This window comes from Leucobacter coleopterorum (assembly GCF_011382985.1).
GTDB classification, from domain to species: Bacteria; Actinomycetota; Actinomycetes; order Actinomycetales; family Microbacteriaceae; genus Leucobacter; species Leucobacter coleopterorum.
Map to the genome: position 1 here is coordinate 2,860,720 of NZ_CP049933.1, position 24,060 is coordinate 2,884,779.

The 24,060-nt window shown below is 59.5% G+C and carries 21 protein-coding genes; 5 read left to right on the top strand and 16 right to left on the bottom strand.

Translation table 11 applies throughout. The features are described 5' to 3' along the window. Positions 1-12 precede the first annotated feature (12 nt). A complete protein-coding gene (locus G7066_RS13400; protein WP_166331563.1) occupies positions 13-1,692 on the bottom strand; it encodes a cytidylyltransferase domain-containing protein in 1,680 nt (559 codons plus the stop codon). A gap of 295 nt (positions 1,693-1,987) precedes the next feature. Between G7066_RS13400 and G7066_RS13405 the strand changes: the two genes are divergently transcribed. Together G7066_RS13405 and G7066_RS13410 are read left to right on the top strand one after the other, a co-directional pair. Next, positions 1,988-3,181, top strand: coding sequence for a hypothetical protein (locus G7066_RS13405; RefSeq protein WP_166331564.1), 1,194 nt, complete (start codon positions 1,988-1,990; stop codon positions 3,179-3,181). 412 nt (positions 3,182-3,593) lie between these two features. Further along, entirely contained in the window at positions 3,594-5,348 is a 1,755-nt protein-coding gene (locus tag G7066_RS13410) for a family 43 glycosylhydrolase (RefSeq protein WP_166331565.1), read from the top strand. A gap of 3 nt (positions 5,349-5,351) precedes the next feature. Here the strand turns inward: G7066_RS13410 and G7066_RS13415 are convergent, their stop codons facing one another. The 12 genes from G7066_RS13415 to galE form a co-directional block, all read right to left on the bottom strand. Continuing rightward, positions 5,352-5,921, bottom strand: a complete 570-nt coding sequence (locus G7066_RS13415) for a hypothetical protein (protein ID WP_166331566.1) — start codon at positions 5,919-5,921, stop codon at positions 5,352-5,354. Then, complete coding sequence (locus G7066_RS13420) at positions 5,897-6,847, bottom strand: CHAP domain-containing protein (RefSeq protein ID WP_166331567.1); 951 nt, start codon at positions 6,845-6,847, stop codon at positions 5,897-5,899. The genes G7066_RS13415 and G7066_RS13420 overlap by 25 nt, the downstream gene beginning before the upstream one ends. Before the next feature lie 117 nt (positions 6,848-6,964). Beyond that, positions 6,965-8,704 (bottom strand): S-layer homology domain-containing protein, encoded by a 1,740-nt coding sequence (locus G7066_RS13425; protein WP_166331568.1) that lies wholly within the window; start codon positions 8,702-8,704, stop codon positions 6,965-6,967. A gap of 10 nt (positions 8,705-8,714) precedes the next feature. Next, positions 8,715-9,518 carry an S-layer homology domain-containing protein gene (locus tag G7066_RS13430; RefSeq protein WP_166331569.1) on the bottom strand — a complete coding sequence of 268 codons (804 nt, stop codon included), beginning with the start codon at positions 9,516-9,518 and terminating at the stop codon, positions 8,715-8,717. A 26-nt stretch (positions 9,519-9,544) separates the two neighbouring features. Then, positions 9,545-11,503, bottom strand: coding sequence for an FG-GAP-like repeat-containing protein (locus G7066_RS13435; RefSeq protein ID WP_205881459.1), 1,959 nt, complete (start codon positions 11,501-11,503; stop codon positions 9,545-9,547). Positions 11,504-11,513: 10 nt separating this feature from the next. Next, complete coding sequence (locus G7066_RS15345; protein ID WP_205881460.1) at positions 11,514-12,119, bottom strand: hypothetical protein; 606 nt, start codon at positions 12,117-12,119, stop codon at positions 11,514-11,516. Between the two features lie 83 nt (positions 12,120-12,202). After that, positions 12,203-12,556: a glycosyltransferase family protein gene (locus G7066_RS17590; RefSeq protein WP_341873808.1), complete on the bottom strand. Its 354-nt coding sequence runs from the start codon at positions 12,554-12,556 to the stop codon at positions 12,203-12,205. Continuing rightward, positions 12,553-13,056 carry a glycosyltransferase gene (locus tag G7066_RS17595; RefSeq protein WP_341873809.1) on the bottom strand — a complete coding sequence of 168 codons (504 nt, stop codon included), beginning with the start codon at positions 13,054-13,056 and terminating at the stop codon, positions 12,553-12,555. The genes G7066_RS17590 and G7066_RS17595 overlap by 4 nt, the downstream gene beginning before the upstream one ends. Before the next feature lie 33 nt (positions 13,057-13,089). Further along, positions 13,090-14,067 (bottom strand): glycosyltransferase, encoded by a 978-nt coding sequence (locus G7066_RS13450; RefSeq protein ID WP_166331571.1) that lies wholly within the window; start codon positions 14,065-14,067, stop codon positions 13,090-13,092. Positions 14,068-14,152: 85 nt separating this feature from the next. Continuing rightward, positions 14,153-15,775: a sulfatase-like hydrolase/transferase gene (locus G7066_RS13455; RefSeq protein ID WP_166331572.1), complete on the bottom strand. Its 1,623-nt coding sequence runs from the start codon at positions 15,773-15,775 to the stop codon at positions 14,153-14,155. A 41-nt stretch (positions 15,776-15,816) separates the two neighbouring features. Next, positions 15,817-17,223, bottom strand: coding sequence for an LCP family protein (locus tag G7066_RS13460; protein ID WP_205881461.1), 1,407 nt, complete (start codon positions 17,221-17,223; stop codon positions 15,817-15,819). After that, complete coding sequence (galE, locus tag G7066_RS13465) at positions 17,220-18,233, bottom strand: UDP-glucose 4-epimerase GalE (protein ID WP_166331573.1); 1,014 nt, start codon at positions 18,231-18,233, stop codon at positions 17,220-17,222. The genes G7066_RS13460 and galE overlap by 4 nt, the downstream gene beginning before the upstream one ends. 170 nt (positions 18,234-18,403) lie before the next feature. Between galE and G7066_RS13470 the strand changes: the two genes are divergently transcribed. Then, positions 18,404-19,501 carry a glycosyltransferase family protein gene (locus G7066_RS13470; protein WP_166331574.1) on the top strand — a complete coding sequence of 366 codons (1,098 nt, stop codon included), beginning with the start codon at positions 18,404-18,406 and terminating at the stop codon, positions 19,499-19,501. Positions 19,502-19,543: 42 nt separating this feature from the next. Here G7066_RS13470 and purE read toward each other — a convergent pair whose 3' ends face one another. Beyond that, on the bottom strand, positions 19,544-20,068 hold the full coding sequence (purE, locus tag G7066_RS13475) for a 5-(carboxyamino)imidazole ribonucleotide mutase (RefSeq protein WP_166331575.1): 525 nt from the start codon (positions 20,066-20,068) through the stop codon (positions 19,544-19,546). A 141-nt stretch (positions 20,069-20,209) separates the two neighbouring features. Here purE and G7066_RS13480 point away from each other — a divergent pair, with 141 nt between their 5' ends. Both G7066_RS13480 and G7066_RS13485 read left to right on the top strand, forming a co-directional pair. Beyond that, the gene (locus G7066_RS13480; RefSeq protein WP_166331576.1) at positions 20,210-20,521 is read left to right on the top strand and encodes a helix-turn-helix domain-containing protein; all 312 of its coding nucleotides are present in this window, start codon (positions 20,210-20,212) and stop codon (positions 20,519-20,521) included. A 36-nt stretch (positions 20,522-20,557) separates the two neighbouring features. Further along, complete coding sequence (locus G7066_RS13485; RefSeq protein ID WP_244303014.1) at positions 20,558-21,715, top strand: 5-(carboxyamino)imidazole ribonucleotide synthase; 1,158 nt, start codon at positions 20,558-20,560, stop codon at positions 21,713-21,715. Positions 21,716-21,719: 4 nt separating this feature from the next. Here G7066_RS13485 and G7066_RS13490 read toward each other — a convergent pair whose 3' ends face one another. After that, positions 21,720-22,271, bottom strand: coding sequence for a MarR family winged helix-turn-helix transcriptional regulator (locus G7066_RS13490; RefSeq protein WP_244303015.1), 552 nt, complete (start codon positions 22,269-22,271; stop codon positions 21,720-21,722). Further along, the gene (locus G7066_RS13495) at positions 22,198-24,033 is read right to left on the bottom strand and encodes an MDR family MFS transporter (protein WP_244303016.1); all 1,836 of its coding nucleotides are present in this window, start codon (positions 24,031-24,033) and stop codon (positions 22,198-22,200) included. The genes G7066_RS13490 and G7066_RS13495 overlap by 74 nt, the downstream gene beginning before the upstream one ends. Between the last annotated feature and the right edge of the window lie 27 nt (positions 24,034-24,060).

Below are 24,060 nucleotides of genomic sequence, written 5' to 3' on the forward strand. Positions count from 1 at the left end.
GGAAACGCAGAATCAGTAGACGGAAAGTTCTTCGAAGCCTAGTCGGGCAAGGATCGCAGACAGCGTTTTGCGATTGCTGCGTTGCTTACCCGCTCGCACAGCCCTGTCAGCATACGACTGGCGCAGTTCAAGGTCGTCCAGCATTGACCGAGTAGCTGCGTCGAGCTGTTCGTCTGAAACACTGGCACCTAAGCCGAGCGCGAGCACCCCGTTTTCTTCGGTGGCGTGGTTGTGCGTGAGTTCTTTGGCATTCTGGGCGAGACAGATCGCCGGTGTGCCCCGGCTCAGTAGTTCGATGACCGTTCTGCCCGCTGATGTAAATGCGAGATCAGCCCGAGACATGAGCGCTGGCATGTTTTTCACGTTGTCGAGAACCTGAACTGCAAACGGAAGGTTGCTATTGAGGTCGAGCGCCCCTGCCCCCAGACCACGAGCTACAGTCACGTCGCCAACATAGCCGACACGGGCGAGAGAACCCAAGGCACGGTTCGCAAGACCTGAGGGATCTGTCCCGCCAAAGAGCACCAGCACATTGTGCACCTCGGCAACGACTCGTTTCGCTGCCGGTTCTCCGCTCTCAAAGCTGGGCGCGAGCAGTGCATAGTCTATGCCAGTCAGCTTGCGTTCTTGAGGCACTGACGGGTTATCTACAAACTCTGCGACGAGCAGATCAGCCTCGGCCGCGCCACCCCCACAGTCTTCAAAGGTCACGATCCGGCTGTTCGGCGAAGCCGCACGGATCGAGGCAATCTCGGCGGTTTCGGTGTCAAGCCTGTCAAGCACTATGAGTTCGGGGAGACTCGCTCTGAGCCTTGCGTGGAAGGCTTCCTCGTTCTCAACGAGCTCTACGCGGTAGGGAGTCCCCTCAAAGAACCGCTGCCCAAGCGGTTCACTTGCGCTCAAATAGACTGTGATGTCGTGCCGAGCCAGTTCCGAAACAAGAGCGAGCATGCGGTACACATGACCCATCCCAAGTTCACGCGACGCATCCACGCGGATCGCAACACGCATCCTGCTGAGCAGATGCGCCGCAGTCAGCAGATCTGCGTAGCTGTCGATGTCAACGGCTTCGTCGGCATCGAGCACGATTACCTCCACCGGTTCGATGATCCTGGTCTGTGTGGCTTCGATGTCACCCAGCCTGGCCGCAATAATCCCGCCGGTTTCTCGATATTCGAGGGGTAGTTGTTGCCGGTTCACACGCGCGGTGAAAGCGGGGACAACACTGCCGCTTTCGCTGAGGCGCCAACGCAGATGCTGGTCCGGCGCCACAGTCAACACCGACGCGACACCTGTTGATCCAAACGCTCGCAGCGCAGCACTCAGAGTGTCTGCGCTCAACAGCGGCGAGGTGGGTTGCACCGTAACCACAGGGTCAGTGTCTCGTGCGCCACGCCTGCGAAGCTCGGGGAGATTGCGCACAATCTTGGTGTCGAGTGTCTCTGCGGAGGGGGTCGGGGTCGTCTCAAGGATCACTTCTACGCCAGCTGCCTTTGCAACCGCATCAATTTCGACGTCATCAGTCACAACAACTACGTGCTCAGGGGGCAATACCTTGCGGGCCGTATCAATCACGTGCCGAATGAGAGGCTTGCCGCCCAGGCGTCTGAGGTTCTTACGAGGAATCCCGACGGAGCCACCGCGCGCAGGAATAACAACCCACGCAGTTGACCCGTCTTCTGCCTCACCCAAACTGAACCCCTCTGTGCTGCAATCTTCTCGGTCTCTAGCTTACCCGTGTCTGATTCACCCTAATATGTAGGGCAGGAACGTTCCGGGCGTCGAGCACGACGGATACTAGGACGGCTCCAAAAAAAGGGAGAACTCGGTGTCTACACAATCTGATCACACAGAGCAATTGCTGTGGTGCATGCGTCCAGCGATTGACCTTTGTCACCTTCGCGGTCCGCTCCCCGCGAAAATCAGGGACGTCCCTACAGCTCAACGCCCCTTCCGCCCAGCCACGCATCTTCGGTTTGGCGAATTTATGGTTGCGACGGAAACCGTCAACCAGGCGCGCGCGCTTGACCGCCTTATTTCCGCCCAGGCGACAGAGATCACAGTTTCGGTTCCCGAAGAACAGCATCGAGAGGTGCTTTTCGGCGGCCCTGGTGTGCAGCGCGCACTCGAACGGCTGACGAGCGCACTCTCTGACAGAGTGGACGGGGCGGTTCTGGCCTCGTTTGAGAATCAGCTTTACAAGGTCGCCACGGCTCTCGATATGTATCGCAGATTAGACCTCTCTATGTACTCCGGCGTTCTCGTCGCAACACAACACTCCCCCATTATTCGCGCACTGTTCGTTGCCGCTACCGAACAGCGTGTCCCTGTTGTTTACGTACCCCACGCTCCAGTGGCGGCAAACAGCGCCTACCTCGACCTGCCCGTTGACTACGCTGGTCTTCGCGGAGAAGGAGAGCGCGAGTTCTACCATCGTGAGCTCGGGATCGAGCTCACCGACCTCGGCATCGTCGGCAATCTTGCTAGCGACCTGCTGACTCGACCTGTTCCCGAGCTAAACCTCAACACTGCAGGTGTGCTCGCGCTGTCGCCTCATCAGCCCCACGTGCTCGAGCAGATCTTCCGCATCGTGGCCGAGGCTGACTGCGGCGACATGATCGTCGCTCCACACCCGCGTTCAGATCTCGACGCGATTCGGGATCTGCTCCCGCCGTCTTGGAGCATGTTCGAGGGCGAGCGAACGCTCGATTTGCTCGCCGCTGGCCCTCCGTTTCTCTTTCAGTTCTCAAGTGGCGTTGCGTGGGAAAGCGCTGCACTCGGTATCCCTACAGCGACAATTCACATTGATGATTCGCCCGTAAATTACCCATTCCTCGCCGATGAATCCATTTACCCTCCGATTCGAACCACAGATGAGACCCAGCGGTTCGTGTCGTTTGCTCGGTCTGGCACCTACGACCGAACTCAGATGCGCACCCACGCTGAGCAGTGGTGCGCTGTCGACGGTGACCAGGCTGTCGCTCAACTGCAAGAGCTTCTCGAAACCGTGTCGCCTCATAGCTCCCCAAACCGTCTACACGACGGCTGGGCAAAGGACGGGGTTGCCTTATCTCGATCTTGGATAGCTTCCACCGCAGTTGCTCCAGAGTCTGCCCACCAGTCGGCGCAGACTTTTGACTCTAGTTCACCGAGTTCAGAGAACAAAGGTACCCTGGTTTAGGTGTCCTCGCCCCCACCTGGAGTTGCATTGCGTTCACTGAGTTATCCATTTTTTGCCCTTGTACCGCGCAAGGGCACCTCGTGAAACCCACAAGATTCCTGGCGATTACGGTCGCAATGCTCACCGCTTTTGCGTTTCTCTTCGGCGGAGCAGACCTAAGCGCCACGCCAGCATTCGCTACGGAAGTGACTGATCCGACACAAACACCCCCACCGACGTCCGAGCAAGATCCAGACGAACAAGCTGACGTTCCCGGCGACGAGACTCCTATCTCTCCTTCTGGTCCCGACGGCCAGGAGAAACCGGAGATACCGAGTCCAGATCCCACAACACCAAGCTCCACGCCTCTGCCCCGACCAACCCAACACCGCTCAACAGCCGAGCCGCGCAACCAAAGACCCAGTGCAAGAGCATGTTCGCTCCCATTCGAGATGGCTACTGGCTTTTTCCGGGCGTAACTTACAAGGGAAACTTCGCCGATCCATTTGTGTTGCCCGTAAAGGAAGCAGGCGGAACGGTCTACTACGCGTATGCCACCAATACGGCGCAACGCAACCTTCCCATAATGAAGAGCACCGACCTCAAGACCTGGAACGTCACTTCCTACACTTCCAACCCTGGGTGGGCCGACAGTAAGTGTCTCAACAACTATGACCCCCTCAACGACAAGAGCATTCCAGCCGAGATTCGTCATTACAACTACAACGTGGCTAACAAACCACCCCTGTACCTTCCAAATCAGGTGGAAGCCTGGCTCAACGCCGACGGGCTCGTCTCACCTCGGCCCAGCTGGGCACGCTGGATGCCACAAACCGGACCCGGTGCCCTAGGCTGGCGCACACAAGAAACTTGGGCTCCAAGCGTGGCCCACTTTAATAACAAGTACCACGCTTATATGGCGGTGAGAGCAGAGGGTGCTGAAGACCGATTCTGCATCGCCCTTGCCCTCTCAACAAACCCCGCGGGTCCTTTTCGCTATGTCAAGGGCAACTCGGCTGTTGTGTGCCCAAAAGACTTCGTAAACGGTGTTATCGATCCGGAACCTTTTGAATACAAGGGCAAGTGGTACCTGCTCTGGAAGAGCGAATACTCTCCCAATAAGGGCCAGGGGCTGCACGCGCAACAGATCGATACCGCAACAGGTCGACTCAAATCGGGATCCCACAGGATAGATCTATTGCAGCGCGATACATCGGCAGGATCTTGGGAGAAACACGCCATCGAGAACCCCTCAATGGCAACCATCGGCGGAAAGACCTACCTGTTCTACGCGGGTGGTGAGTTCTGGCCTTACGGCCGCACCCTCAGCAATTACTCTACGGGATACGCTGTTTGCCCGCAGGGACCAACCGCCCCGTGTAGTCGCCCGTCCGGCGATAACCGTATCCTCGGCAGCGTAGGCAAGGTTCAGGGTCCCGGGGGTGGCAGCGCTTTTCAAACCGCAGACGGATCTTGGAAGTTCGCCTATCACGCCTACACTCGCGACGGGGATCCCAATACACGTCAGTTGCGCATCGCTAATATTTATCGCTGGAAAGCAGGTCAGATTTCAATCTCTGACGGCGCAAAGGCACGTTTTGCAGACGTTCCAGCTCATCATCAGTTTGCACAGCAAATCAGCTGGTTGGCTGGCGTAGGCATCACCACCGGCAATAAGAGCGGCAACTTCGTTCCATCCGGCTACACAAGCCGATCTGACATGGCAGCCTTCCTCTACCGTTACGCGGGTTCTCCCAAGTACACACCAAAGGGAGCTTCGCCCTTTGCAGATGTCTCCGAGTCGAGCAAGTTCTACAAGGAAATACGCTGGATGCAATCTGCTGGCCTCGCCACGGGCAACAGAAACCCCAGCGGAGGCAAGAATCTGTACAAGCCTGGGGATCCAATTAGCCGTGAGGCTATGGCTGCTTTCCTCTACCGTCTAAGCGGCACCAAGGGCTACACTCCCAGGGGAGCACAGCCCTTTGCCGATGTGAATCGCAACTCAAAGTTCTACCGCGAAATACGCTGGATGTACGACAACGGCATCACAACCGGCTACAAGGTGCCCAGCGGTAAGCCCCTCTACAACGAAAAGGGCAACACAAAGCGAGACGCCTTTGCAGCCTTTCTGCAACGCTACGATACGAAGTACCCGCAGCGCTCCCCAGCTCCACCGCTCAATTAAACTTCATTCTCCGAGGGAATAGAAGTCCCTCATTCCGAAGAGCACAATGCCCGAGTTAGCAAATGCTGAGATGCCGGAATCTGAGAAGCTAGACTCCGCGGCACGACCGTAGTCTTCAAGACCAATGCGTGACTCAGCCCTCTCCCTACTGTCCTCTATACCGTTCCTGTTCGTGTCTGAAAAAAGGACCCTGTCCGATTGCACCACCACCTTAGTGACGGCGCGGTACCCGGCTCGGCTCGCCGTGATTTCGACACTCAGCGATGATCCACGGTCTGCGAGGGCTGGTTCATAGGATTTGTGAGACGCGCCCTTGATCGCATCGCCATCACGTTTCCACTGGTAGCGCAGACTCGTCGGAGCCGGCCTCCACCCCTCGACATTCGCGGTCAACTTCTCTCCGACCACGGCCTGCCCGACAAGAACGGGTGCGGGAGTTTTCGAGAACGAGCTCACGATGTCTTTGATGTGAATGTATCCTTCAAAATCCCTCGAGTCGACCACGCGGTAGTGGTATGCACCACCCCATCCATAGTTGTACTCCTCGATCACAACCTTGCCGTTGCCAAGCACCTGAGCCACCCACGCCACGTGCCCAAACTCTGAAGCACCCGATAGTTTGCGCCGCTCCAGGCAACCGCTCCCACCTCTGGGACAGTATCGACACGTATCCCAACACTTCGTGCGGAGTCGGCCCACTGCCCGGCATTTCCCCAACGTGCTACACCCATGTACTGATTCGAGAAGGGAACACCGTTTGCCGTGTTCAAGCGCCACGCCACAAACGAGGTGCACTGCCGATAGGCAAAGTTCCATCTGTCCCATACCCCAGCTTCTCCAGCATACGGCCAGGGCAGATTGCGGTAGTAACTCGGGTAATTATCGCCAATGATTTTGCCGCGCAGGCCTCCAAAGTTCATCACGATCGGGCTATCGAGGATTCCCCCAGTTTGCCTGACCATGGGCAGCCCCGGTGAGTCAGACGTATTTTGCGGAGTAGGAGGGGCAACGGGCGGCGCAGGAATCGGGGTCGGGCTGGGAGTTGGGTTGGGTTTCGGGTCCGGCTTAGGATCGGGCTTGGGCTTCGGCGTTGGATCAGGCTTGGGATCAGGCTTGGGATCAGGCTTGGGCTTAGGATCGGGCTTGGGCTTCGGCGTTGGATCAGGCTTCGGTGTGGGTGTGGGTGTGGGTGTGGGTGTCGGCTCGGGAGCCGGAGTGGGCTCCGGTGAAACAGGAGTTGCTGGATCAGGCACTGCGCCCGGAGTCTCGACACCCTGGCCACCAGGCTCACCCACCCCAGGAGCCGGATCGGTGACCGACTGATCGGCAGGGCCACCGCTGGTTGGGGCCTCAGAGCCTCCCTGCACGGCCACCACTTCTGAGGCAATCCCCGACTCTGCCGCAGCACCCGCTGGCCTTCCCAAGCTGCCCGACAGCAAACTAGCAGCCAAGGTGCCTGATAGAACTGCCACCACCAGCGGTCGACTGAACGATGCCATAGGTCCCCCTTGTCCTAGGGGACCATTATGCAATGAACTTTTGTCCAGCCACTATCCCTTGCCAGGCAATTTCTTTACAACTACACTTCGTCTGGGATTGCCCGGTGCAGATAGGCCTTAGTGTTCCATCCGGTAGATAAACGCAGCCATTGCTCCACGTGAAACGTTGTCGTATGGCAGATATTTCGGCTTGCCCGATGGCTGCTTATTACCGGTGGAGTACCTCATCTTGTGCATCCAAGTGATCTCGCGATAGAACTTACTGCCCGGCTTTATGTCTGCAAAAGGGGATACCTTGGGGGCCGCATATTTGGCTCCCTCAAAACGGTACAGGAACGCGGCCATCGCGCCCCGCGAAACCGGATCCTTCGGTGCAAAAATGGGTTTGCCACTCGGCTGCTTCGTGCCGGTCGAATACCCCTTCGCATGCATCCAGGTGATCTGCCGATAGAACTTGTCACTCGGGCTTACATCGGCGAACGGTGAGACCTTGGGCGGCGAGAACTTGGCCTTCTCAAGGCGGTACAAGAACGCTGCCATCGCCTCACGCGAAACCGAGATGGTGGGTTCATAAACGACTCCTCTTCCGTCGTAGGTTTGGAACCCCGTACTGAGCCCCTCTGTGCCCATCCATTCGATCTCTTTGTAGAACTGCCGACTCTCGGGCACATCCGAGAAGAACGTTGTTGGCGAGCCAAACCACTGTGTGTAGTAAAGATAGAAATTGCGGTTGCCATATGATGAGCAACCGTCGCCTTCTCCCCAACCCGCATTCAACGCGGCTTGGTTAGGGCGGTAGGGAGTATAGGTGTAGAGCGTAGCGGTTGCGACATTCTGGATGTACACCTGCGAGGTGCCACAGGCATCCTTGGGGTTCCACTTAATGGTGTTGTAGCGGCCCGGGTTGTAATTCAGACCGTTCTGCGCGGTGTAACGCTTCAGGTGCCAGGCACCCCGGTAAACCTGCTTAGCAAAGCCTTTGTAAGCCGGGTTACAGTTTGCGCTGCCCCCTGGGCCGCTGTCAGGGCAATCAGATCCGGTTGCATAGTCGTACTGGCGCACTGTTGGCCAGGTATCACTGATCAGGCTCTGTTCGAGCTGCAGTCGCACAAGCAGCACCTGCGGGCTAATGCCACAAGATTGCGCCACCCGAGCGATGATTGTCGCTGCAGATTCAGGCGTCTTGCTCCCTTGATATGCACCACAGTACGCATCGGCGCTCATAGACGAAGAGGTAAACGTTTTCTCGTTCAGGCACTTATCCGCAACGATTCCAACGTTCCTGCCACCGACGATTGCCGGACCTCCGGCTATACGCCCGGGTTGACCGATGGTACAGCGTCCCGAGAGTTGCTGATTAAGAAACTTCTGAACGTCTGAGGTCGACATCGCCTTGCCGTTGTAGAACTTCTTGTCTGAAATAATGTAGCCCGCTCTAAAGCCATTGGCCTGCGCCGCAGCAGAGGCCCGAGCCATCGGCCTCGCTTCAAGAGCAGCCTGGGCCAACTTTTCGTCCAGCCCCTCTGGTGCAACGTCATCGCCGTCTGAGTTGTCGCCCTCAGACGTCGGTGGGGCAGCAGGTGTCTCAAGGGTATCGCTGCTGGTTGTTGGGTCGAGATCAACGGACTCTGCAGTCGGAGGCTGCTCCGCGTCTTCGCCCTCTGCAGGCGCAGCCGGCGGTGCGGTGGCCTCCTTGCTCGGGTTCGGAACCGGATCGCTGGTTCCAGAACCCTGTTCATCAGTCACGCCAACCACGGCGTCACTTTCAGCATTCGCAACGCTCCCCGGCACGAGCACTCCTGCGACGAGTCCCCCAGCAAGCACGGCGATCGAGAATTTCTTCAGTATCGCAAGCATGAGGTATAGCCTACCCGTTGGTTTCCATACGGAACAGGAACGCTGCCATAGCCTCACGTGAGACAGGGTCTTTTGGAGCGTAAATGGGCTTGCCACCCGGTTGCGGAGTGCCAGTCGAGAGACCCGAGGAGCGCATCCATGCAATCTCGCGATAGAAGCGATGATTCGTTGGCACATCGGAAAACGGCGAGGTTTTGGGAGGGGAGTAGCCCTTGGGCGCTTCGAGCCTATATAGGAACGCCGCCATCGCCTCACGCGATACCGCTGCTTTGGGATCGTAGCGGCTGCCAGTCGCCGTGCGAGTGCCAGTTGATAGCCCGGTCTCAGCCATCCAGGCAATCTGCCGATAGAACTTTTGGTTGACCGACACATCAATAAAGGGCGACTTGGCTGGCGGTTTCCGGGTCTTCAGTGCATCAAGTCGGTAAAGGAACGCCGCCATCGCCTCACGGGTCACGGCCGACTTCGGCCCATACACAGGGCCCTGCGCGGTAGCAGTGCCGGTAGATAGCCCCGTCTGGTGCATCCAGGCAATCTGCTGATAGAACCTGTGGTAAGTCGGGACGTCAATAAATGGTGACCTTTTCGGCGGAGTCGGCGCACCCTTCAGCTTGACGGGGTCCGAGGTGCGCGATGCTGTACCGTACGCTGTTTTAGACCCGGTAACCGTCACAGTGAGCCGGCGCCCGGCATCAGCGATGGAAAGCTTATAGCTCTCGCCGGTGGCTCCCGAAATCGGAGACCCATTGCGATTCCACTGGTATCTCAACTGCACTGGCTTGGGCCCCCAGGCGGCAGTGTTCGCTTTCAACACCGACCCTGCTCGCAGCTGCCCATCGATCACAGGAGTAGATGTCTGAAGCACACCGAGCGCAACCACAGACTCTGCCGAGCCTCGCTCGGCAGGCGCGTACCCGAGTTTCGATGCGACCACCCCACCGATAGCTTCACCCCAAGGTCCTGAGGTGTGATGGTGTAGCTACTCGAGGTTGCTCCGCTCACTGCTTTACCGTTGCGGTACCACTGCAGCTTGAGGTTGACCGGTCGGGGCTGCCAGTTGCCCAACACGGCGCTCACCTGCTGCCCAACCCGCACCGATCCTTTAATGCTCGGCACGGGTCTGCTGCTCAGGGTCTCGATGTTCACACTTCGGGGGTTGCTGTTGACCCTCCAGCCGCCGGCAGAGTACCCAAGATTGCTTAACCGCAGAAGCGGCGTAGCAAACTTTCCGCCCGTATTGTAAGCAATATTGACTCCCGAGCTGGCAAAGCCAACTATGTCGGCACGGCCATCACCGTTGACGTCGGTCACCATGCGCGGGTGACGATCAATGAGCCAGTTCGTTTTGCCGTCCTTTGTTGCGCCAAAATCACTCGACCATCGTTTCGTCACACCGAACTTCGATCCCGAACTGAGAGCCACCACTACCCCGGTTTCACCAAACCCGACAATGTCGGCTCGCCCATCACCGTTCACATCAGCCAGCACACGCGGGTGGCGACCCGTCTCCCATCCTGCGGTCACTCCAAAATCACTGGCCCAACGCACGGGTGTTTTGAGGCCAGATCGCGTGTTGATTGCGACGTACACTCCGTCATCCTTGAAACCGACGACGTCTGGTATGCCATCCCCATTCACGTCAGCGAGCATACGAGGGTGGTTCTCCATACGCCAGCCACTGCCATAGCCGAAGGCTGATGACCACTGCTTTGTGGCCGCAAAACCTTTGCCTGTGCTCAGCGCCACCGAGACTCCCGCATTCGAGAACCCCACGAGATCCATCTTCCCATCACCATTCATATCGGCAAGAAAGCGGGGATGCCGGTCCACGCGCCAACCAGAGCCTGCCCCGAAAGCCGTACTCCACCGCTGCTCAGGACCAAAGGTTGACCCCGTGTTCAAGGCAACGTAAACACCTCCGTCACCAAAACCAACGATGTCGGGAAGCCCATCCCCATTGACATCGGAAAGAGTGCGCGGGTGTTTGTGCACTTCCCACCCAGCGTTGACACCAAATCCGGTAGTCCACCGTTTGGCGGCGGTAAATCCACCACCCGTACTCGTAGCGACGTACACACCCTCGTTTGCGAAGCCCAAGACATCGGCTTTGCCGTCACCATTCACATCGACAAGCGTGCGCGGATGACGCAGGGGCGACCACCCGTTTGCTGAGCCAAAACCCGCGACCCACTGTTTTACAGGACCAAGCCCCGTCTTCGTATTGAGTGAGACCTGGACGCCGTCTATGCCGAAGCCAACCACGTCGGGCAAGCCATCACCGTTCACGTCTGAGTTCCACGGCAGCATCTCGAGTGTGTCGTCGAGTCCATCGCCGTTTGAATCGATCATGAGTACAGTCGAGGTCGCAGCCGAGGTCTTGGTCTCGGCACGGTAGCCTGCACGATCTCCCGTCACGTCGACGCTGAGTGTCGCGGTACGGTCGGTCATGGTTGGACGATATGTGCGCCCAGTCGCGCCAGGGATGGCGGTACCGTTCCGCTTCCACTGGTAGCGCAGTGCCGTCGGCGTGGGTGACCATCCGCTCAGATTCGCCGTCAGTTTGCTCCCGACAACCGCGGCACCGCTGATCGTCGGATTACTCGTCTTTGTGAACGGGTTCGAGAGATCTTGGATGTGAATGTAGCCCTGAAATTCGCTGGGACTAATTGTGCGGGCACCGTAAGCACCTGCCCACCCGTTGTTGTATTCTTCGATGACAATGTTGCCGTTGTCGAGCACCTGTGCCACCCAGGCGACGTGCCCGAACTCGGAGGCCCCTGGTACCAGGGGCCACTCCATGCAACGGCACCTACCTCAGGTGTGCTGTTGACAGTGATACCAACGCTGCGCGCCGAGGCTGCCCACTGCCCCGCATCTCCCCAACGCGTGAGCCCTTGTACTGGTTTGAGAAGGGCACACCGTTCGCGCTGTTGAGTCGCCACGCGACAAACGAGGTGCACTGCCGATAAGCAAAGTTCCACTCGTCCCAGATGTAGGCTCCGTTTGGGTACGGCCAGGGTAGGTTTTTGTATTTGCTCGGGTAGTTGTCACCGATGATGGATCCGCGAAGCGCGCTCAAAGCAGCTCTGCTCGATGCAAGGCCCTGCAGCGGATCGTCTGGCGCATCCTCTGCAGGTCTCGCTGTCTCGGGTCCGGGAGAGTTCGACGCGATCCCCCCATTGGGGCCCCGCGGCTCTTCTTCTTCAGCTGGCACCTCTGGGGTTGTCGCCGGTGGTGTCGGATCCGCAGTAGGTGGATCCGCCGGGTCGATGGTTGGTGGCTCCGTGGGTTCCGCGGTAGGCGGGTCAATCGGAGCCGCAGTTGGTGGATCCGTTGTTTCGTTTGTTGGAGGTGCAGTCGGTGACTCGGCCGAGGCGCCCGTCCGCGACCCCAAAGGCGCAACGAGCAGCGACACTATCAACGCTGCCGTAAGCACCGTCGCCGCGACCCCCGCCCAATGCGTGGCATTCGTCCCCCCAAATATCTCTTGCCTGGGGACTACCGATCCCCCGGCAACCCCCGTCCTATAAGCCCGCGAAACAGCACGCGCTTTACTGCCGCAGGGAGTAAACGGTACGCCCCCTTCATAACTACGTTACGCGCATACTGCGTGCGCGTCACAAATCCCATGCGCAACAGCTCTCGCTGCAGCTTCCATTCGGTGCGGGCCTCAGCCCAGCCGCCGCGGCGAGCAAAGGCTCCAGATCCCACCCGATAGCGCAACAGCGGATCCGCGATATTCTCAACCCGCGCCCCATCCGCAATGAGTTGCACCCCCAGCCAGTAGTCTTCCATCTTGCCGAAGGGCTGGTAGCGCCCAACACGATCGAGTGCGGCAACACGGTACATCATGGTGGGGTGGTTGAAGGGTTATGCGTGCGAGCGTGATCCCGAATGCGCTCGGCACCAACGGGTGGCACACGAATCGCGCTCGGGGTTGCGGGGTCATGCTCAAACTCCTGCATGCCCGTGCCCACCAGATCGTACCCCTGCTCGATCAGCTCCCACTGTCGCGCGAAGCGCTCAGGGCTTGAAACGTCATCCGCATCCATGCGGGCAACAACTGGGTGGGAACACGCGTCGAGGCCTGCATTCAGCGCCTCGGTAAGTCCGCGGTTTTCGGAGAGCCTGATCACCCGCACCGGAACAGAGCTACTGGCTTCGATGCGTTCGAGCTCCGCGGCGAGCGCATCTGGCACTGGACCGTCCTGCACTATGACAGCCTCGGCAGGTCGCAGAGTCTGCTGATCTACCGAACTCTCGAAGGCGAGACGCAAGTGCTCGGCGTTATCCCCCGCGTACACCGGGAGCAGGAGGGAGAAGTTCGCCTGGGGTGTTTCTGATGCAGGCATAATGTTCTAGCGTACCCGCTAAACCTCAATTGGCTAGCGTGCGTCGAGCTTCGATAGACGTTCGATCTCATACATGACGTCGACGGGCACCCCAGCGTTGCGCAGCACATCACGAGTCAAGCGCGGAGCCGTAGCCCAGCCGTCACGCCATCCTCTCTTCAGGCAATCCCGCAGTTGCGCGCGATCCTCTGATGCCCGGAAGGTACGCACCCAGCGCCTCGCGGTGGCGGCGGAGTACAGAAGCTTCTCCCAGCCGTGGAGCGCACGGCTGCAGCGGAACACCCAGAGTTTGTTACGCACCTCGTAGAAGAAGCGAGGACCAGGATCCTGATCGCTTGAGCCGCGTTTCGCAGTCTTATGAGTCACAACAGACCCTGGCACATACAGACCCCGCGCACCACGCAGCAGTCGGGCAGAGTATTCGAAATCGTCGTTCCAGAGGAAGTAGTCGGCGAGGGGCAGACCCAGTTCACGCACCCGCGATGCCCTCAGAAACGCTGAGACGAAAGAGATGGAGCGGATCTGCATGCCCCCGGCCTGCGCGGCGCGGCGGCGTTCACGTTCTCCCGCACGAATCTTGGCTTTGGGCGTGTTCATGGGGTGGTCCTGACCATCAGTCCAGATGACCCTCGATCCCATGACGGCCAGATCATCTTGCCCCGTGCCCCGATAGCACTTGTGTGCCTCAAGCGCCCCCGAGAGTGCGTCGGGGGAAGGAACCGTGTCGTCGTCCATCACCCAGACCCAGTCGATCCCCTCTTCGGCAACGGCAGCTGCGATCCCGACCGCAAACCCACCGGCACCGCCGGTGTTCTCAGTCAGTTGAATACACCGAGCGCGCTCGCCCCACTCTTCAATCAGTTGTTCGGCCTCTTCGCCGATTCCGCCATCAGATGCGTTGTCAACGACCACCAGGCGATCGACCGGTCGGCTCTGTGCGGCGAGCGCACGGAGCGACTCTTGCAGCAGCTCGCGCCGATTGTATGCCACCAATACGGCGGTTACGCGCATGCGAACACTCTCCCCTCAAGACAAATTGGCCTCGCCTAGTCTACGTTGCCCGCGAAGGAGCTGACTCGCTCGCGGCTCGAGCCCTTTACCCCGCTGCGGTAACCTGCGACCCGTGAGCCCACATCTTGGCGTAGAAGTCCATCGATCGGGAATTCACCACGTCTAAGTATTCGCTCGAGTCAAGGTCGAGGATCGATCCTGCTGGCACGTCCTTCGCCTTCACTAACGCAGAAACCCCAATGCCGGCCCGGTGATCCTTCAAATTCAGTCCGACGAGTTCAAGCAACGTCGGATACATGCTGAGCTGGTCGATCTCATCGCGGGCGAACTGTGCTCCGCCAGGCGCCCAGACGCGATTAAAGATCGTGCGATCGTCACGATCCTTCAGCTCGTCCCAAAAGCTCCCACCCTCGACATTCATCTTGCGATGGTCACCCATCAACACAACAGTCGTGTCGTTGAGGTAACCCTCGTTTTCCATGAAGTCGACAAACTCCGCCACCTGCTCCATGGAACAGAGCGTGATTGAGGTCATGGCCTTCTTCGTGGTCACGTCGCAATAGTCGTAAACGTGCGGTTCCTCGTGCGTATCGAGTGTCAGTATCGTGAGATTAAAAGGCTGCCCAGCATCGTGGAGCTGCGTTACCTTTTCCTTCGCGCGCTCAAACAGACGTCTGTCAGAGAGCCCCCAGTCATCGCGCGTCTCGGTCTCGCCCTCGCTCGCCCATACTTTGAGGTCGTCAACCTCGTCATAACCGTGTCCAGATAGAAACGTTCCTTTACCCGCGAAGTCCGCGTTGGCTCCTCCGAGAAAGACGTTTCGGTATCCCTTCTGTTTCAGCACGTCGCCAAGACAATCGGCTCCAGGCAAAAATTGTTCCACCTCGTGACCCTTATCGCCGAGCACATTCAGGTCGTTGTTGTCTGCGTTCGAACTCGCGGTGCGCAGTGGGATCCCACACTGCGTGCTCACGATTCCGGCCATGGTCCAACCACCACCCTCGTACTGCTGCAGACGAGGAACCGCTGCCCAGCCAGAAGTCGCCTCCTGCACAGGTGCAAGCATGTTCTCTTCGAAAACTGTGTCGTCTGCAAATGTATCCTCGATGGATTCAAGGTAGATCAATACGAGGTTTTTCGTGCCGGCTGCACCGTTCGTTGCGGTGACACTTTCATCGTTGCGCGAGCCGACACTCACTGCCGAACCGCCAGTCCCCGTCGTCGACTCAATCTTCGGTGCAGTGTAAAAGTCGGCGAGGGTTGTTCCGAGTGCTTTCTCTCGCATGGAAGCCTGCACGTAGTCAGCAGCTCCGATCGTATCGCCAAACACAACCGCACCGCTCAGGGGCAACACCACCGCAAGCGCAATCGAGATCCCGCGAAACAACCTGGTGCGAAGGGTGGTAAACCAATCCTTGGAACGCAGCCCGCGCCGAAACGTCTCAACTACCACCGCCAACGCGAGTGTGATGGCCACGGGAACCACGAGGATGGCCGCGACTGCCCCCGCGACGAGGGCGTCACCGCCGGCACCATCTCCACCACCGTTGATGTTGCTCAGCAACTGGTCAATAGAGATGACTCCAAAGGTTCGCCGAACCCAGATTCCGGCACCGGTAAAGACAGCGCCAGCAGCAACGAGCATCCAGAACCCGACGATTCCAGCGGCCCACAACCCACGTCTCGGGTTGACCGACTCTGCAGTCAATTCTTTTTCCACCTCTATCAATCGCTGAACAAGCAGCGATTTTACCCCTCGTCTTTTTTGGGCGGAGATGCTTCGGCAATACCTTCGGCAGTGAGCTGCCTGATCACGTCAAAGTCGGGCGCATCCGGTTCAACCGCGGGCGGAACGAGTTCGACGTTCACAATCTCGTGGCCACGCGACTTACCCGCAAGATCGACAAGCCTGCCCAGCATTGACTCGGGAATGTCGGTCTCAATGAGTTGGGTGCCCGCTGAGGCGATTCCCTGGAACTTGACCAGCACATTCGCGGGGTTCATCTGTGCGAGGATCGCCGCCTGCAATTCACGCTGCCGCTGCATGCGGTCATAATCGCCGTTGCTCGAGCCATAACGTGAGCGCGCGTACCATTGCGCCTGAAACCCATTGAGGTGCTGTTTGCCCGGCTCGATCCAGCCGTCCATGTTCACCGGTTGACCGTATTCATCAGCTCCACCACCAATTGGCAACCGTTCGGTGACGTCCATGGTGACGCCGCCTAGCGCGTCAATCAGTTCAGCGAAGCCGTCCATGTTCAGAAGCACGTAGAACTGAATCTTGAGTCCGAGTGCTCCCTCAACGGCTTCTCGCGTCGCCTCGATCCCCGGGGAAGAATCGCGTTTTTTGGCGTTCGGGTAGAGCTCGGGGTAAAAAAGCTCAGCTTCGGCGTAGATGCCGTTCAGAATGCAGCGCCCAACCTCACAGCCGCCGTAGTCGCCGAATGCGTTCGGACCAACCCCAAAACCGTTCGGATGCATCTCAGCCATGGGCGATCCCTCGGCGAACGGCGTCGCCTCAAGCTCACGCGGCACGCCGATAATCGCGGCCTGCCCTGTTTCAGCGTCGACACTGACCACAGAGATGCTGTCGGGGCGCAGACCCTCACGGTCGGCCCCCGCATCGGTACCGAGCAGCAAGAAGTTGTAGCGTCCGTCGACGGGGGCAACCGCGGGAGCGCTGCCGAAAATATCGCTGAGCGCCCCACGTCCGGCAGCCACCGACGTTCCAGCCCACGCTGCCCCAGCTGCAGGCACGAGGGTCAATACCACAGAGAGCACCGCGACCGGCAGCTTCCAATTGCGCTGCACCCGCCTCAGCCGGGTAAGGCCGAGTGTGTTGAGCCCAAGGATGACCCACAGTACAGCGTATGCAAACAGCGCCCACTGCAAGATGAGCAGCACCCAGCTGTTCGTAAAAATGGTCAGTGTGGCTGCTCGGGCAAACATCAGCCCGAGCACCGAGGCGATCCCTCCCACCAGCAAAATAATCGTGGCGGTGAGCCCAAAACGCCCAAGCTTGCGATTGCCGGAGAGAATCTGGGCGCTGCCGGGGAGCAGAAAACCGAGCACAACAAGCCAGCGCGCTCGCTTGCTCATGAGCGGCGGCGAGGTGAGGTCTGGGTTGCGCAGCGGCCGCTCAAGATCAAGTGTCACGCGTCGTATCCTCCAGGATTCGATGACTGCCAAGCCCAGGAATCACGACAGGCTTCTGCGAGCGAGCGTGAGGTACGCCAGTTCAGTTCACGGTTCGCCTTCTCGGGGTTTGCTACAACCTCAGCAACGTCACCGGGGCGCGCCTCCACGATGGTGTAAGGAATTGTCTGCCCGGAGGCCTGCTCGAAAGCGCGCACCACTTCGAGCACACTGGATCCCGTTCCCGAACCAAGGTTGTAACTGGCGACTCCTGCAACGGAGTTATTGAGGGCCGCGACGTGCCCCTCGGCCAGGTCCATCACGTGAATATAGTCGCGCACACCCGTTCCGTCGGAGGTCGGATAGTTTTCGCCGAATACGCTGAGCCGTTCACGCTTACCCACGGCAACCTGAGCAATAAATGGCATGAGGTTGTTCGGGATCCCTGAAGGATCTTCACCAATACGCCCAGAGGGGTGCGCCCCTACCGGGTTGAAGTACCGCAGCAGCACAGCTTCTAACTCGGGCCAAGCCAGCTGGGTGTCGCGAATGATTTGCTCATTCATAAATTTTGACCACCCGTAGGGGTTGGTGAGGCCAACGCCCACGCGGTGCAGCTCGTCTTGTGGCACATACTCGGGGTCACCGTAGACCGTCGCCGAAGAGCTGAACACCAGCTTCGTTACGCCGCGGTCGCGCATAATGTCGAGCAGCGTGGTGGTGGAATCAATATTGATGCGGTAATACTTTGTTGGCATAGCCACCGACTCGCCAACTGACTTCAGACCGGCGAGGTGGATCACGGCGTCAAATTCAACACCTGTGAGCGCCTCGGTTGCTCTGTCACGATCCGCGAGGTCAACTTCAACCACCGCGACGCTCCGGCCGCTCAGTTCTTCGACCCGACGCACCGCTTCGGGGCTGCTGTTTGAGAAGTCATCGAGAACGACCACGTCGTGTCCCTGGTCCAAGAGCACGAGGGCGGTGTGGGAGCCAATGTAACCGGCTCCACCTGTCAGCAATACACGCATGCATACCAGCGTACTTCGTTTGACCCGTGGACTCCCCGAATGATGGCGCTATCGTCACATTTCTATTTCGTCCTTGAGTTCGCAGGGCATAAGTTCAGGCTTCGCCCTCTCTGACTCATAGAATGATCTGGGACAGTTCTAGAACACGAATCAACGATGGGAGACATTACGTGGCAACACTCACTCTCATCGCCGAGCCTTTCCCTGATTGGGAAGCACCGGTGCACGCCGCTGCCGCTCGAGATCTTACGGAGGCCCTGGCTGTCACTGCACCACGCAGCTGCAGCACGCGCTACCTGATGGCAAAGGGTTCCACGGATCCCCACTTCACCTCCCCACTCATTCGCTCCGAACATCTGCCGTTTCGCTCAACGATGCTGCCGCTTCTGTGGCAAAACGGAGCAACCGCTCGGCCGCTCGATGGCGAGTTTGTGCACTCAATCACCCCAATGGTTCCGCTGCGTTCCCACGGCGACGACGACGGCACCCAGACCTCGGTCACTATCACGCACAGCATCGCCTGGGATGCCCCAGCGATTCTCGGTAATTCTCAGGCCAGGTTGTACCGTGCGTTCGTGCGCCGTGCGGTGAAGCTTGCTGACGTTATTTTCACGCCGACTCACGCAACCGCGCGGGCGCTGCAGGAGCACTTCGGTGCCGATCTGCCCGTTCAAGTTCTACAGCTTGGTGCTCCATCTGAATATCTGCGCCCAGACGACGCTATCGAGCGCCGCGCCGAGATCGGAGTTCCCGATCACTACGCGGTGACAACCGCCACCGCGAGCGAGCACGGCCGCCTGAGCTGGGTTATCGATGCGCTGCGCGCCGACCCTTCACTACCCAACGTGGTGGTACTTGAGGGACTGGATCCCGCAGCCAACGCCACCACACCGCCAAACATCCCCGATGAGCTGCGGCACCGCCTGAACTTCGTGAACCCTCGAGACTTGACCGACGTCGGTGCGGTGCTCAGCGGCGCTTCGCTTTTGCTACACCCCCAGACATACGTCGGCACTGGGTACACCCTGCTCGGAGCCCTCACCGGATCCGTTCCCGTGTTGCACGCCGGCCACCCAGCCGCGGAAGAACTCGTGCTCGATGCGGGTCTCGCCGCAACCGAAGCTGGCGAATTTGCTGCCGAGTTCAGCAGACTCTTTCGTGACCCCAACTCACTCACTAAGTTGGCGGTTCTCGCTCGCGACCGCAGCCGCGGTTTCGGATGGAACGGCGCGGCCTGGCAGCTCTGGGAAGCGCACGCTAATATGTAGTGTCTGCGCGGCGCTCATCTGGCACCTGTGGCACCTGTCTCGCTAGGAGTTGCCCTGTTCCGCGTCGACACGCGCCTTGAGCGCGGTGTTCTTCTCTTCAACCGCTGCTGTGAGTTCAGCGGCGTAAGCGTCAAGCTGGGCTGCGATGTCGCGATCCTGAACACCGAGAATGCGCGCCGCCAGCAATCCGGCGTTTTTGGCACCACCAATTGAAACGGTTGCGACGGGGATTCCTCCCGGCATCTGCACGATGGACAGCAGCGAGTCGAGGCCGTCGAGTTTCGCAAGTGGCACCGGCACACCAATGACTGGGAGTGTCGTCATTGACGCGACCATGCCTGGCAGGTGGGCAGCGCCGCCCGCACCGGCAATGATCACTTTGAGGCCGCGCCCAGCGGCCTCTCGCGCATAGCTCACCATCTTGTCGGGCGTGCGGTGGGCGCTCACGACCTCGACCTCGTGGGTGATATTGAAATCGCGCAGCACCTGGACCGCGTCGGCCATCACGCTGAAGTCTGAATCTGATCCCATGATCACTCCGACGAGGGGCACTGCATTGTCAGTCATAGTTTCTATCGTAACCGGGTCAGCGACGCGGGGTTGCTCGCGCGCCCAGGACTCACAACCTAGGCACTTTTGTCCTGTGCTTTTATGCCCAGGCCTTTTCTTCACTGGACCTTTATTACTTAGGTCAAGCAATCTAGTGCGATGACCAAGACAAAATCTGTCGCGGCGATCGAAATCGGTCGCCGCATTCGTGAGGCACGACAAAAACTTGGCATTTCACGTGAAGACTTGAGCGAGCTCTCCGAGTTGGAGACCACCAGCATAGGACGTATTGAAAGGGGCGAGTCAAGTCCCGCCGTGCAATCAATCGTCCGTATTGCCTTTGCGCTGGGGGCTGATCCCGGCAACTTCATCTCTGGCATTACCCCCGACGCTTACGCACCTCCCTCACACCAGCTCAAGGTCCGCGACCTCATCCGCCAGCGCAGAGAACAGCTCAACAACCGGGGCTAGCCGTTTCGCCACCCCACGATAAGGCAGAATAGATGCATGGGCGAACTGGGCATGAACCGCAGCAGCATCCGAGTTGGCGTCATCGGAGGCGGGCAGCTCGCCCGCATGATGGTGCCCCCAGCGATTCACCTGGGACTCGGCATCAGCGTGCTCGCTGAAATTGAAGGATCAAGCGCCGCTCGAGCAGCAGACGCGATCGGCGACTATCGCGACCCAGAAACGGTCTATACCTTCGCCGAAACTGTAGACGTCATTACCTTCGACCACGAGCACGTACCCCAGGAGATCCTGCTTGAGCTCGAGCGTCGCGGCAAAGCCGTGCACCCGCGACCCGACGCACTGCAGTACGCCCAAGACAAGATTTTGATGCGCCAGAAGCTTGAGGAGCTGGGTGTGCCAGTGCCGAGCTGGGCGGCGGTTGCTGATGAGGCGGAACTGCAGACGTTTATCGACACTCACGGTGGCCGTGCTGTCATAAAAACCGCGCGAGGCGGCTACGACGGCAAGGGAGTGCGTGTCATCGCTGACGCAAGCGAAGCTCGCGACTGGTTTACAACTCTCGCTGAGGATGCTCGCGGTGGGCACCTGCTCGCCGAAGAACTCGTCGACTTCACTCGTGAGCTCTCGCAGTTGGTTGCGCGCCGCCCGAGCGGTGAGACCCGCACCTGGCCCGTGGTCGAGACGATCCAGCACGACGGTGTGTGCGCTGTCGTACTGGCACCGGCACCAGTGGCTGATCCCGCCACACTCGACGAGGCCGCTCGCATCGGTTCCGTCGTCGCCGAGGGCGTGGGGGTAACCGGAGTGCTCGCGGTAGAAATGTTCGAGGCTCGTGATGGTCGTGTGCTCGTAAACGAACTGGCGATGCGGCCTCATAACTCGGGACACTTCTCGATTGAGGGATCCGTGACCAGCCAGTTCGAACAGCATCTGCGGGCCGTGGCAAATTTGCCGCTCGGCGATACCTCTATGACAGCTCCGGCCGCAGTCATGGTGAACGTTCTCGGTGGCCCGACCGAGGGACCGATGCTCGTGCGCTACGCCGCGGCACTCGCGGCGCACCCTAGAGCGAAGTTTCACAGCTACGACAAAACATCGCGGCCGGGCCGCAAGGTCGGCCACGTGACGGTCACGGGCGAGGATCTCGAAACCGTGCGAGCCGCAGCGCAGGCCGCGGCCGACGAGTTCAACTAGCGGACTACTCCGCCCTACTCAGCTGGGCGGGAGCAGCGGGTTGCCGGGCTGTCGGCCCCGCGGGCGCTGCACCGTTGAACCGATGCAGCGCCTCGCGCAGGGCCGCTAGGTCGTTAGTTTGCCACCCCTGAAACCGTTGCCGGTAATCGTGCGAGGTATGCGCGTGCAGCTCTTCGATCGCTGCCTGCGCCGCGGGACTCGCCGTGAGTAACACCACTCGCCGATCTTCAGCCGCCGCCTCGGCCTCGATCAGATCGAACTCCCGCAGCTTCGTCACCTGTCGGCTCACCACAGCCTTATCCATGCCGAGCAACTGGCTCAGCTGGGTCGCGGTGATCGGCCCCTTTCGCAAGATAGTCTGCAGCACCATAATGCCGACTCCTTTGAGCTCAGGGTGGACCTCCTCGGCGTACCGCGCCCAGCGCGCACGGGCAAAGGCGAACACCTGAGAGAACTCAGCGATGATCTCGGCGATCAACTCGTCACTCTGAGGCGGCTGATTCGGGATCGCGGAGGCCTCTGAGGCTACCGTTTGCATCACGTGCTGCTGCGACATACTGAATTCTAACGCGCTGGCGAATCTGGTGCGTAGACGTCAACTCCGGGCGGCCCTGAAAGCAAAGCCTCGTCGAGTTCGATTTCCGCCCCCGTGTTCGGAGTTGTTGCAACGGAATCGGATCGCGACCCAGCCACGATCCCCGCGACCCCGCAACAGAAGCAACAGAAGCAGCAGCGGCGTCTGCCGAGGCACGCTGCTCGGCGAGCCGCTCGGCGTTGCTCTTGTCACTCAGCGGGATGTTGGGCAGCAGTGCGATGGCGATAATCGCAACGATGGCGACGGGTGATGCCGCTAGAAAGACGTTGCCGATCCCGTGCCCGTAGGCGCTCTCAACGACGATACGAATGGGGTCCGGCAGCTCCGCGATCTTCGGAATCGTGCCGCCGGCGAGCGTGTCAGCCCCGACCAGTTGCTCAGGGCTGAGCTTGCCGAGTCCGTCCTTGATGTACTCAACCACAAGGTTCGCAAGCAGGGCACCCATGGCCGACATGCCCGCGGTACCGCCGATGGTGCGGAAGAACGTGACGGCTGAGCTCGCAACACCCAGTTGGTGTGGGTTGACCGTGTTCTGCACCACCAACACGAGGTTCTGCATGCACATGCCGACACCCGAACCGAGCACAAACATTGCGACGCCGACGAACCAGAATGACGTGTCGTAGCGCAACTGGCCCATCATGAAGAGGCCAACGAGCATGATCACGGAACCGGAAACCATGTAGCGCTTCCATTTGCCGGTGCGCGTGATGATCTGGCCAACCAGCGTCGAGGCGAGCAGCACACCCGCCATCATCGGGATCGTGAGCAGTCCCGACTCAGTCGGTGTTTTACCGCGCGCAAGCTGCATGTACTGACCCAGGAATACCGAGGTGCCAAACATGGCAAGGCCGACCGCGATACTGGCAATGACGGCCATGGTGAAGGTGCGGTTCTTGAAGAGTGTCATCGGGATCAGCGGCTCTTCGGCGCGCAGTTCAACGAAGACGGCCGCCGCGAGCAGCAGTAACCCACCGCCAACCATGAGAGCCGACTGCCACGACCACCAGTCAAATTCGGTGCCACCGAGGGTCACCCAGACCAGCAGGCTCGCAAACCCGAGTGAGATAAAGGTCGCACCAATGTAGTCGATCTTGATCTTGCGTTTTTCGGTGTGCAGGTGCAAAGTGCGCTGCAGCACAATGATGGCGATGATTGCAATGGGAGCGGCGACATAGAAGTTCCAGCGCCAGCCGAGTGTGTCGGTGATGGTGCCACCAAGCAGCGGCCCACCGACGGTTGAGATGGCCATGATCGCACCCATGATGCCCATGTACTTGCCACGCTCACGTGGGCTAATGATCTCGGCCAGGACGATCTGGCCGAGGGCCCCGAGACCACCCGCGCCGAGACCCTGAAGCACACGGAACGCGATCAACCAGGAGGGCTCCTGAGCGGTGCCCGCGAGGGCTGAGCCGACAGTGAACAGGACCAGCGAGAGCTGCAGCAGCACTTTTTTGCTGGTGAGGTCGGCGAGCTTGCCCCAGACGGGCGTGGAAATTGCCGAAGCGAGCATTGTGCCCGTGACAACCCAGGTGAAGGCGGCCTGGTTGCCGTTAATGTCAGCGATGATAATCGGCATCGACGTACCGACAACTGTCATGGAGAGCATGGAAACGGCCATGCTCATAAAGAGGCCCGTGAGCGCGAGGTTCTTGGCGCGACCGGCGAGAAGCCCCTCGACGGGGGCTTTCTGAGGGGACTTGATTTGAGTCTGAGACATCGGCGGAGCGGGGTCCTTTGGCGTACA